The 11,016-nt window shown below is 67.3% G+C and carries 11 protein-coding genes; 6 read left to right on the top strand and 5 right to left on the bottom strand.

Translation table 11 applies throughout. The features are described from left to right. Both QPR87_RS13905 and QPR87_RS13900 read left to right on the top strand, forming a co-directional pair. Positions 1–629, top strand: a 629-nt coding sequence (locus QPR87_RS13905; protein WP_285049898.1) for a hypothetical protein, incomplete at its 5' end; no start/stop codon positions are given. 516 nt (positions 630–1,145) lie between these two features. Further along, positions 1,146–2,033: a cation diffusion facilitator family transporter gene (locus QPR87_RS13900; RefSeq protein WP_011748748.1), complete on the top strand. Its 888-nt coding sequence runs from the start codon at positions 1,146–1,148 to the stop codon at positions 2,031–2,033. Here the strand turns inward: QPR87_RS13900 and QPR87_RS13895 are convergent. The 5 genes from QPR87_RS13895 to QPR87_RS13875 form a co-directional block, all read right to left on the bottom strand. Continuing rightward, positions 2,030–3,022, bottom strand: a complete 993-nt coding sequence (locus tag QPR87_RS13895; RefSeq protein ID WP_011748749.1) for an ABC transporter ATP-binding protein — start codon at positions 3,020–3,022, stop codon at positions 2,030–2,032. The genes QPR87_RS13900 and QPR87_RS13895 overlap by 4 nt on opposite strands. Positions 3,023–3,059: 37 nt before the next feature. Next, positions 3,060–3,899 (bottom strand): carbohydrate ABC transporter permease, encoded by an 840-nt coding sequence (locus tag QPR87_RS13890; RefSeq protein WP_011748750.1) that lies wholly within the window; start codon positions 3,897–3,899, stop codon positions 3,060–3,062. A gap of 9 nt (positions 3,900–3,908) precedes the next feature. Continuing rightward, positions 3,909–4,826 carry a carbohydrate ABC transporter permease gene (locus tag QPR87_RS13885; RefSeq protein WP_011748751.1) on the bottom strand — a complete coding sequence of 306 codons (918 nt, stop codon included), beginning with the start codon at positions 4,824–4,826 and terminating at the stop codon, positions 3,909–3,911. A gap of 94 nt (positions 4,827–4,920) precedes the next feature. After that, positions 4,921–6,180, bottom strand: a complete 1,260-nt coding sequence (locus QPR87_RS13880) for an ABC transporter substrate-binding protein (RefSeq protein ID WP_285049897.1) — start codon at positions 6,178–6,180, stop codon at positions 4,921–4,923. 48 nt (positions 6,181–6,228) lie between these two features. Then, positions 6,229–7,107: an N-acetylmuramic acid 6-phosphate etherase gene (locus tag QPR87_RS13875; RefSeq protein ID WP_285049896.1), complete on the bottom strand. Its 879-nt coding sequence runs from the start codon at positions 7,105–7,107 to the stop codon at positions 6,229–6,231. Positions 7,108–7,259: 152 nt separating this feature from the next. Here QPR87_RS13875 and QPR87_RS13870 point away from each other — a divergent pair, with 152 nt between their 5' ends. The 4 genes from QPR87_RS13870 to nagA are packed head-to-tail and all read left to right on the top strand — an operon-like array spanning position 7,260 to position 11,006. Next, positions 7,260–8,093 (top strand): glucosamine kinase nucleotide-binding domain-containing protein, encoded by an 834-nt coding sequence (locus QPR87_RS13870; RefSeq protein WP_011748754.1) that lies wholly within the window; start codon positions 7,260–7,262, stop codon positions 8,091–8,093. Continuing rightward, positions 8,093–8,860, top strand: a complete 768-nt coding sequence (locus QPR87_RS13865; RefSeq protein WP_011748755.1) for a GntR family transcriptional regulator — start codon at positions 8,093–8,095, stop codon at positions 8,858–8,860. Before QPR87_RS13870 ends, QPR87_RS13865 begins: the two co-directional genes overlap by 1 nt. Beyond that, positions 8,860–9,885: an SIS domain-containing protein gene (locus QPR87_RS13860; RefSeq protein WP_011748756.1), complete on the top strand. Its 1,026-nt coding sequence runs from the start codon at positions 8,860–8,862 to the stop codon at positions 9,883–9,885. The genes QPR87_RS13865 and QPR87_RS13860 overlap by 1 nt, the downstream gene beginning before the upstream one ends. Continuing rightward, positions 9,885–11,006 (top strand): N-acetylglucosamine-6-phosphate deacetylase, encoded by a 1,122-nt coding sequence (nagA, locus tag QPR87_RS13855; RefSeq protein WP_285049895.1) that lies wholly within the window; start codon positions 9,885–9,887, stop codon positions 11,004–11,006. Before QPR87_RS13860 ends, nagA begins: the two co-directional genes overlap by 1 nt. The last annotated feature ends 10 nt before the right edge of the window (positions 11,007–11,016 follow it).

Below are 11,016 nucleotides of genomic sequence, written 5' to 3'. Positions count from 1 at the left end.
CGCGTCGTTATAGGATTTCCAGTTGGTCGTACGGTAGCGGGCAGGTTCGGGCTTGCTCATGGCAGGCTCTTAACCCACCGGATTCACGCCGTGAATCCCGGAAGCTCATGAGTTCTGCAACAACGCTCATCGGGAAGGACAAAAATTCCAAAAACGACTTCCAGCCCAAGGAAGATCGCGAAATGGAAAACCCACAGGAACGTGGTTTCACGAACGGGCAATCTGGGCCCATCGAACAGCGAAACACTCCATTCGCCCAGAAACGTCGCGATGAACGATGTCAGCAGGACCATCCAGATCGTATGGACGCTGCGAATGCCAAGCCGGCCGCCGAATTTCCCCGCAAGCGAGAAAAGCAGGAAATACAGGGCAAGGACGACCACCCCCATGGAAAATATTATCGAAACGGACTGCCATTTATCCAGTTCGGCATGGGCCCGATAGGGGCGCATCAAGACAAGCAGGACCATGCAGAAAATGGCAAAGATCTGGAACCTGCAATTCCTGACAATGGCGCGGATGAACAGGGGGCAAGGCGTTACGGACGAGCCGTTGCAAAACGTGACAACGGTTTTTGGGGATACCTCCATGTTCCTCTCCAATCATTAACAACTCACCGTCAACCTTGAACCTGGCAAGTTCTACCCAATACTATGTGGGCACAGGATACTGTCTGGTTAACACCCTGCGCGATTCCATCGCACTCAACCCTTGCGGTCGACAGTCATGCCGGATCGCTTTTTTCAGGTGGCGGTCGGCGGCCGGGCCCTTGCCTGGCTCTCCAACCGTTTCCGCAACTGGCGATCCGTCCTTGCCGACAGTTCAGGCATGAACTGCATCTTCGGACAGTGCCGCGATACGCGTATTGCCCACATCGCGCACGCCTATAGGTATGTGCAATCTCCCAGCCGAGGCGTGAGTCTTGAGCGTCCCGTTTGTTGTCACGAATCGCCATTCATGTGTCATGAAATGCGATTCGCAGCAATACTGCGCGGCCCGGGATCGCGCGCAGGTGGAGGCCGGGCAAGACGCGCGGAAGGTTCCCCGCCCCCGGGGCCTGCCGCCTTGGCCCGGCAACGGCGGTTGGCCCGGGCAGCCATCCCGGCTAAAACCCCCGCGCGACGGATTCGGAAAGGAAAGCGCGCATGTCCGCGACCGAGAAGATCGCCTTCGGCAGCATCGTCGTCGGCCTGATCGTGCTGGCGCTCAAGGCGCTGGCCTGGTGGCTGACCGGCTCGGTCGCGCTGCTTTCGGATGCGCTGGAAAGCACGGTGAACGTGGCCACCGCCGTCGCCGCGCTGATCGCCATCCGCGTCGCCGCCAAGCCCGCCGACAGGGACCATCCCTATGGCCATCACAAGGCGGAATTCTTCAGCGCCGTGCTGGAGGGGGTGATGATCATCGTCGCCGCGCTGCTGATCCTGCGCGAAGCCTGGCACGGTTTCCAGAACCCGCGCATGCTGGACGCGCCGCTGGAGGGGCTGCTGGTCAACGGCCTGGCCAGCGTGCTGAACGGGCTGTGGTGCTGGGTGCTGATCACCCGCGGCCGCCGGCTGAGATCGCCGGCGCTGGTCGCGGATGGGCGTCACCTGCTGTCGGACGTGATCTCGTCCGTGGGCGTGGTGGCCGGCGTGACGCTGGCGGTCGTGACCGGCTGGGCGGTGCTGGACCCTGCGCTGGCGGCGCTGGTCGCGCTCAACATCCTGTGGTCGGGCTGGAAGGTGATGGCCAGCTCGCTGTCGGGGCTGATGGACGAGGCGGTGTCCGAGGACACGCTGGCCGATATCCGCGCCACCATCTCGGACGCCGCCGCCGGCGCCATCGAGGCGCATGACCTGCGCACCCGCCATGCCGGGCCGCGCACCTTCATCGACTTCCACCTGGTGGTGGACGGCCAGACCACGGTCGATGCGGCCCACGACATCTGCGACCGGATCGAGCAGGCGCTGAAGCGCAAGCTGCCCGGCGCGCTGATCACCATCCATGTCGAGCCCGAGCACAAGGCCAAGCATTCGGGCGTGGTGGTGATCTAGCGCAGCCGCCGGCCCTCGGCGTCGAAGTGAAAGGCGCGGTTCGGCTCGAAGCCCAGTCCCACCACCTCGTCCACGGCATAGTCCTGCTCGCCGAACAGCCGCACGGTCAGAAGCCCGTGGTCGTCCGAGGAAAGATAGACCAGCGTCTCGCCGCCCAGCTTCTCGACATGGCTGACGCGGCCGCTGATCTGGCCGCCGCCGGGCACCAGATGCTCGGGGCGGATGCCCAGCCTGTCCGAGCGCAGGCCCAACTTGCCGGCATCGAGGAAATTCATCTGCGGGCTGCCGATGAAACCGGCGACGAAGGTGTTGTCCGGGTCGTTGTAGAGGTCCATCGGCCGGCCGACCTGCTCGACCACGCCGCCGCGCAGGACGACGATCTTGTCGGCAAGCGTCATCGCCTCGACCTGGTCGTGGGTGACGTAGATCATCGTCGCGCCCAATTCGCGATGCAGCCGGGCGATCTCGATGCGGGTCTGCACGCGCAGCGCGGCGTCAAGGTTCGACAGCGGCTCGTCGAACAGGAACAGCTTGGGCCGCCGCACGATGGCGCGGCCGATGGCGACGCGCTGGCGCTGGCCGCCCGACAGCTCGGCCGGGCGCCGCTCCAGCAGATGCGCCAGCGCCAGCATCTCGGCCGCCTTCTCGGTCGCCTGCAGGATCTGCGCCCGGGGCGTGCCGGCCTGCTTCAGCGCCAGCCCCATGTTGTCGCGCACGGTCAGGTGCGGGTAGAGCGCATAGCTCTGGAACACCATGGCGATCTCGCGCCGGGCCGGGGCCAGGTCGTTGACGCGCGCGCCGTCGATGGTCACGTCGCCCGAGGTCACGTCCTCGAGCCCGGCGATCATGCGCAGAAGCGTGGACTTGCCGCAACCCGAGGGACCGACGAAGACGCAGAACTCGCCATCCTCGACATTCAGGTCGACGCCCTTGATGACCTGGGTGGTGCCGAAGGACTTGGTGACTTGGTTAAGGGTCAGGGCTCCCATCGGGATCACTCCTTGTTGGCGTTCATGTCGATGGCCGTCATTTCACCGCGCCGGCGGTGATGCCGCGGATGAGCTGGCGCGAGAAGATCAGGTAGAGCACCAGCACCGGCAGGATGGCGAGGCTCAGCGCCGCCAGCACAGCGTTCCAGTTGGTGACGAACTGGCCGATGAAGACCTGGCTGCCCAGCGTGATGGTCTTGGTCGCCTCGCTGGGCGCCAGGATCAGCGGAAACCACAGGTCGTTCCAGATCGGGATCATGGTGAATACGGCAACGGTGGCCATGGCGGGGCGCACCAAGGGCAGGACCAGCCGGAAGAAGATGGTGTATTCCGAAAGCCCGTCGATGCGGCCGGCATTCTTCAGGTCGTCCGAGACGCCGCGCATGAATTCCGACAGGATGAACACCGCGAGCGGCAGCCCCTGCGCCGTATAGACCAGCACCAGCGCCGTCAGCGTATTCACCAGCCCCGATGCCACCATCATCTGCAGGATGGCGACGGTGCCCAGCCGGATCGGGATCATGATCCCCAGCGCGAGATACAGCCCCATCAGCATGTTGCCGCGAAAGCGGTATTCCGACAGGGCGAATGCCGCCATGGCGCCGAACAGCAGCACGAAGAACAGGCTGGCCACGGTCACGATCAGCGAGTTCTGGAAATAAAGGACGAAATCCCCCTGCGCCAGCACCGTGCGATAGCCGACCAGGTCGAAGCTTTCGGCCGTCGGCACGGCCAGCGGATCGGCGAATATCGCGCGGCGGTTCTTGAAGCTGTTGATGACCACGACGAAGACCGGGAACAGCGCGATCACCGTGTAAAGGATCAGCACGGCATGGGCGGCCAGGCTGCGTGCGGTGGAATGGCGGGCTTGGCTCATGGTCTCACCTCAGAACTGATAGCGGCGCAGCCGGCGCTGGATGGCGAACAGGTAGAAGCTGACACCCAGCAGGATGATGCCGAACATGGCGGTGGCGATGGTCGCGCCCATATGCGGATCGCCGATCTGCAACTGGAAGCCGAAGAAGGTGCGGTAAAGGAACGTCCCCAGGATGTCGGTCGAGAAATTCGGCCCCGCCAAGGCCCCTTGGGTGACGTAGATCAGGTCGAAGGCGTTGAAGTTGCCGACGAAGGTCAGGATCGAGATGATGCCGATCGAGGGCAGAATCAGCGGCAGCTTGATCTTCCAGAACTGCGACCAGCCGGTGACGCCGTCCATCTCGGCCGCCTCGATCACCTCGTCGGGGATCGACAGCAGCGCGGCATAGATCAGCATCATCGGGATGCCGACGAACTGCCAGACCGAGATCAGCGCCAGCGTGGTCAACGCCGTGCCTTCGCGGCCCAGCCAGGGCGCGAACAGCCCCTTCAGCCCGACGGCATCCAGCATCCCCGGCGCAATGCCCCAGATCGGCGACAGGATCAGCTTCCAGACGAAGCCGACGATGACGAAGGACAGGATGGTCGGGATGAAGATGGCGGTGCGATAAAACGCCGCCCCCCGCAGCCGCGGCGAGCTCAGCAGCGCCGCCAGCGCCACGCCGACCGGGTTCTGCACCAGCATGTGAACCAGGAAGAACCAGGCGTTGTTGCCCAGCGCGTTCCAGAAACTCGCCGACCAGCGCGGATCGCCGAACAGCGTGGCAAAGTTCCGCAGGCCCACGAAGACCCGCCCTTCCTCGCCCGTATTGAACAGCGACAGGTTCAGCGTCCCGAACAGCGGAACGATCATGATGGCGGTATAGACCAGCACCGCAGGCGCAAGAAACACCGCGATATGCCAGCGAAACGCTTTCCGCTGCGCCATGACGCCCTCCTTTTTCCGTTTGAAAAATACCCTCGGGGGGTGCGGGGGGCGGAAAGCCCCCCGCCATCGCCGGGCCGTCAGGCCCGGCCAGGCGTCACTTCTGCTGCGGCGCGTACCACGCGGCCAGGCCCTGTTGCAGCCTCTCGGCCGCGGCCTCGGGCGTCTCGGCGCCGGTGATCACGTTGGCCGAGGCGGTCCAGGTCTCGTTCTCCAGGTTCGGCGTGCCGCGCGACAGGATCTGGTAGGTCGAGCGGATGGTGGGCTCACAGGTCTCGCGCCAGCCGACGAATTCCCTGGCCAGCGGATCCTCCATCTCGACCGGGGCCGAGTTCAGCGAGAAGAAGCCCGGCAGCGCATTGGCGTAAAGCGAGGCGAATTCCGACGAGCCGACCCATTCCAGGAATTTCCGCGCCTCTTCCGGGTGCTTCGTCGCGGCATTCAGCCCCAGTGCGATGTCGGTATGGTCGCTGATATAGCAGGTGTCGCCCTCGGCCGGGACGGGGGGCGGAAAGGCGCCCATCTCGAAGGCGCCGCCGATCTGCGGGCCGAAGACGCCGATCTCCCACGAGCCAGCCGGATAGATCGCGGCGCGGCCCAGCGTGAACAGGTTCTGGCTGTCGGGATAGGTCTGCGCCTCGAACCCGTCGCCCAGGTAGTCCTTCCACTTCGCCAGTTGGCGGAAGGGCGCGACCCAGCCATCGTCGGTCAGGCTCGACGTGCCCTCGATCAGCGCCTTGCGGCCCTCCTCGCCATGCCAGTAGTTCGGGCCGATGTTCTGATAGCCCATGGTCGCGGCTTCCCACTGGTCGGCCGTGCCCATGGCCATCGGGATATAGGTGCCGTCTTCCTTGATCTTGTCGAGCAGCGCAAAGAACTCCGCCTCGGTCTTGGGCGGGGTCAGGCCCAGTTCGTCGAAGGCGGTCTTGTTGTAGATGAAGCCATGGATCACCGAGGCCATCGGCACGCAGAAGGTCTGGGCGCCGTCATCGGTCTGCCAGGCCGATTTGGCCACGTCCGAGAAATTGGCCATCGCCACCAGGTCGCTCAGATCGGCCAGCTTGCCCTTCTTGAACAGTTCCAGCGAGGCGTCGAAGGGCCGGCAGGTGATCAGGTCGCCGGCCGAGCCCGCATCCAGCTTGGAATTCAGCACCGCGTTGTATTCCGGCGGCGCCGAGGGCGCGAAATTGATCTTGATGCCGGGATTGGCGGCCTCGAAGGCCGGGATGATCTTTTCCTGCCAGATGGCGAGATCGTCGTTGCGCCAGCTCTCGATGGTCAGCGTGACGTCCTGGGCCCAGGCGGCGCCGGTCAGCAGGGTGCTGGTCAGCAGTGCCAGGCGGATGGTCTTGGTCATGGTCTTCTCCCTTCGGCATCGGGTCTCTCGCGGACCCTCTGGTTGAAATCAGATCAGCGGGGCCAGCAGGCCCCCGGTTTCGGCCAGCCGCGCCTCGGCCGTGTCAGACGCCATGCCGCGCGCGACCAGGATCGCGGGCTTGACCGCGCCGCCGGTGCGCGACAGCGCGACCTCGGCCTCGTCGCGGGTCACGCCCGCCACGGCGGCGACGATGCGGGCGGCGCGGTCCACCAGCTTGATGTTGTCGGCCACCAGGTTGACCATGTAGCCGTCATGGACATGGCCCAGCCGGATCGCGACCAGCACCGAGAGCATGTTCAGCGCCACCTTTTGCGCCGTGGCAGCCCCCATGCGGGTCGAGCCCGAGACGACCTCGGCCCCGGTCTCGATCAGCACTGGAATGTCGGCGCGTTCCAGCAGGGCCGAGCCCGCCACATTGGCAAAGCCGGCCACGGTCACGCCGCGCTCCTGCGCAGCCGTGGTGATCGCCAGCGCATAGGGCGTGCGCCCCGAGGCCGAGAGGCACAAGATCACATCCCCCGCCGCAAGCCCGGCCCGGTCCAGATCGGCCAGCGCCAGCGCCGGATCGTCCTCGACGCTGCCCTTCAGATGCAAAAGCGCCTCGGCCCCGCCGGCGAACATCATGGGCGTGCGTTCGGGCGCGATGCCGAAGGTGCCGGCCAGTTCCAGGCAATCCGCCAGCGCCATCAACCCCGAGGAACCGGCCCCGGCATAGCCGAGCTTGCCGCCCCGGCGCAGCGCAGCGCCGGCGGCCTCGGCCGCGCGCTCAAGCGCCGGCAGCGCGGCTTCCAGCGCGCCCAGCGCCGAGACCTGCGCCTGAAGCAGGATGCCCAGCACATCGCTGCCGGAGCGCGCGTGAAGCCCTGTCGATGCCGGATGCCTTGCCTCGGTGCCGGATGCGGTCATGTGATTCCCCCTGTTCCGTTGATAATGCCAAAACAATACCAATTGTAAAGACCCTTCTTGAAAATCTGCATAGAATGGCGTTTTCTGGGGATAATCAAAATACCCCTTCCCTTTTGGTATTGTTTTGGTATCGTCATCCCAAAGGAGTCGCCATGTCATATTTCCTGGGCATAGACGGAGGGGGGACCGGCTGTCGCGCCGCCATCGCGGATGGCGAGGGCCGGATCATCGGCCAGGGCGCGGCAGGGCCGGCCAATATCTCGGTCGAGACCGAGGGGGCCTGCGCCAATATCCTCGCCGCCGCCCGCGCCGCGCTCCAGGACGCCGGGCACGGCCATCTGGACGAGCTGACCGCGGTGCTGGGCCTTGCCGGCGCCAATGTCACCGCCGCCGCCCGCAGCCTTCGGGCCATGCTGCCCTTTCGCCGCACGCGCATCGTCACCGATGCGGTGACCGCCGCCACCGGCGCGCTGGGGGGCGGGGACGGCATCGTCGCCGCCATGGGCACCGGCTCGGTCTTTGCCGTCCAGATCGGCGGCGAGATGCGGCAATATGGCGGGCGCGGCTTCGTCTTGGGCGACGAGGGCAGCGGCGCGGTGCTGGGCCGGGCGCTGCTGGCCGAGGCCCTGCGCGCCGAGGACGGCTTCGCGCCGATGAGCCCGCTCTTGCAGGCGGTGCTGGACGAGTTGGGCGGGATCGAAGGGGTGATCTCATTCGGCTTTCGCGCCCGGCCCGCCGAATTCGCCGGTTTCGCGCCGCGCATCGTCACCGGCGACGATCCGGCGGCCGAGCGCATCTTTGCCGGTGCCGTCGCCGAAATCCGCGGCATGATCGACACGCTGCAAGCCGGTCGCGACCTGCCGGTGGTGTTCCTGGGCGGGCTGGGCACGCATTACGCCGCCCGCCTGCAAGGGCTGTGGCGGGTCCGGCCGCCCAAGGGCTCGGGCCTCGACGGGGCGCTGCACCTGGCCCGGCAGGAGGCGTGATGGGCGAGCTTTTCACACCCGAGGCTTTCGAGGAAACCGGCGGCGGACCGCTTTACCTGCAACTGCACCGGCTGATCGCCGAGGCCATCGCCTCGGGGCGGCTGCAACCCGGCGACAGCCTGCCGTCCGAGCGCGAACTGGCGGCGATGACCGGCCTGTCGCGCGTCACCGTGCGCAAGGGGGTGGCGGAACTGGTCGCCTCGGGGCAGTTGGTGCAAAAGCGCGGCTCGGGCACCTTCGTCGCGCCCCGGGTCGAAAAGCTGGAACAGGCGCTGTCGCTGCTGACCTCGTTCACCGAGGACATGGCCCGGCGCGGCCGCAGCGTCGAAAGCCGCTGGATCGCCCGCGGCCTGCACGCCCCCGCCCCGGAAGAGGTGATGGCGCTGGGGCTGGGCGTCGGCGAAAAGGTGGCGCGGCTGGAACGGGTGCGCAGTTCGGACGGGGTGCCGTTGGCCATCGAGCGCGCCTCGCTGTCGCAGGCCATCCTGCCCGATCCCGATTGTGTCACCGATTCGCTTTATGCGGTGCTGCAAGACCGCGGGCTGCGGCCGGTGCGGGCGGTGCAGCGCATTTCGGCCGCGAACCTGAACGCCAAGGACGCCGAGCTTCTGGGCGTCCCCCCCGGCGTGGCCGGGCTGCGGATCGAACGCATCTCCTACCTGCCCTCGGGCAAGGTGGTCGAGTTCACCCGCTCGCTCTATCGCGGCGATGCCTACGACTTCGCCGTGGAACTGAAACTTGCCCCGGAAGGCGAAAGGAACCCGTGATGAGCCAGACGCATATGGCGCGCGAAGTGGCCGAGATCCCCGAAGCCGCCGCCCGCTTCCTCGAACGCTCGCGCGACGCAGTGCTGGATGCCGCGGCCGCCCTGCGCCGCAAGGACCCCGACCTTGTGGTCACCGTGGCGCGCGGGTCGTCGGACCATGCCGCGACCTATCTGAAATACGCCATCGAGCTCGAGGCCGGGGTGCCGGTCGCCTCGGTCGGCCCCTCCATCGCCTCGATCTATCGCCGGCCCTTGCGGCTGGGCAAGGCGGCCTGCATCGGCATCTCGCAATCCGGCCGCAGCCCGGACGGGGTCGAGATGATGCGCGCCTCGGGCCAGGGCGGCGCGCTGTCGATCGCCATCACCAACGTCGAGGACAGCCCGATGGCGCAGGTCTCGGCCCATTGCCTGCCCTTGCAGGCGGGCGAGGAGAAAAGCGTGGCCGCGACCAAGACCTTCGTCTGCTCGGTGCTGGCCGGCCTGTCGCTGCTGGCGGAATGGCGCGAGGACCACGCCTTGCAGGATGCCGTCGCCGCCCTGCCCGATGCGTTCGGACAGGCCGTGGGGCTGGACTGGTCGCCCCTTTCGGCGCGGCTGGCGCGGGCATCCTCGGCCTTCGTGCTCGGCCGCGGCCCCAGCTTTGCCATCGCCTGCGAATCGGCGCTGAAGTTCAAGGAAACCTCGGGCATCCATGCCGAGGCCTATTCGGCCGCCGAGGTGCTGCACGGCCCCGCCGCCATCGTGCAGGCCGGCTTTCCGGTGCTGGCGCTGGGGATCGAGGACGCCGCCCTGCCGCAACTCAAGGCCACGGCCGAGCGGCTGGCGGCGCAGGGTGCGGATGTGTTCATCACCGGCACCGAGGTCGGCGGCGCGGTCACCCTGCCCTCGGTCCCCGGCCTGCATCCGCTGGTGGCGCCGCTGGTCACCATCGCCGGCTTCTACGCCTTCATCGAAGGGCTGGCGCGGCGGCGCGGCTTCGATCCCGACACGCCGCCGCATCTGCGCAAGGTGACGGAGACGGTGTGATGGCCGAGGTTCTGACCGGCGCGCGGATCTTCGACGGCGCGCGTTTCCTCGACGGCCATGCGCTGGTGATCGAGGCGGGCGAGATCGCCGCGATCCTGCCCGAGGCCGAGGCCCCGGCCAAGGGGCGGCGGGCGGTGCCGGGCATCCTGGCCCCGGCCTTTCTGGACTTGCAGGTGAATGGCGGCGGAGGGCTGATGCTGGACGGCACGACCGATCTGGACGGTCTGCGCCGCATCTGCGCCGCGCATCGCGCGCTTGGCACGGCGGGCGTGCTGCCGACGCTGATCACCGACACGCCAAAAGCCACCGCCCATGTCATCGCACTGGGGATCGCGGCGGCCGAAGCGCAGGTGCCGGGCTTTCTGGGCCTGCACCTTGAGGGGCCGCATCTGGATCCGCGTCGCAAGGGCGCACATGACCCGGCGCTGATCCGGCCGATGACCGACGAGGATCTGGCCCGGCTTTGCGACGCCGCCCGCCGGCTGCCGGCGCTGATGGTAACGCTGGCGCCCGAAGCGGCAAGCCCGCAGCAGATCGCCGCCCTTGCCGGGGCGGGCGCCGTGGTCAGCCTGGGCCACAGCGATTGCAGCCATGACGAGGCGCAGGCCGCCTTTGCCGCCGGCGCCCGCTGCGCCACGCATCTTTTCAATGCCATGAGCCAGATCGGCAACCGCGCGCCGGGGCTGGCCGGGGCGGTGCTGGCCGGCAAGCCGGGCGCCGGGCTGATCGCCGACGGCATCCATGTGCATCCGGCAGTGATGCGGCTGGCGCTGGGCGCACGGCCCGAGGGCATCTTCCTGGTCACCGATTGCATGGCCTTTGCCGGCACCGACCTGACCGAGATGGAACTGGGCGGCCGCAAGGTTCTGCGCCGCGACGGGCGGCTGACGCTGGCCGACGGCACCTTGGCCGGGGCCGACCTGACCCTGCCGCAGGCCATCGCCGTGCTGGTCCGTCAGGTCGGCATCGCGCCCGAACGCGCGCTGCGCATGGCCTCGGCCATCCCCGCGGCATTGCTGGGCTTGCAGGACCGATATGGCACGCTGGCCCCCGGCCGTCCCGCCGACCTGGTGCTGCTGGACGAGGACTTCGCCCTGCGCGAGCATCGGCTTTCGCCCTGAACGCCCGGAA

It is taken from the genome of Paracoccus sp. SSJ, from assembly GCF_030234105.1.
Classification (GTDB): domain Bacteria; phylum Pseudomonadota; class Alphaproteobacteria; order Rhodobacterales; family Rhodobacteraceae; genus Paracoccus; species Paracoccus denitrificans.
The sequence above is the reverse complement of the archived record's forward strand: the minus strand, read 5'-3'. Positions and strand labels throughout refer to the sequence as shown.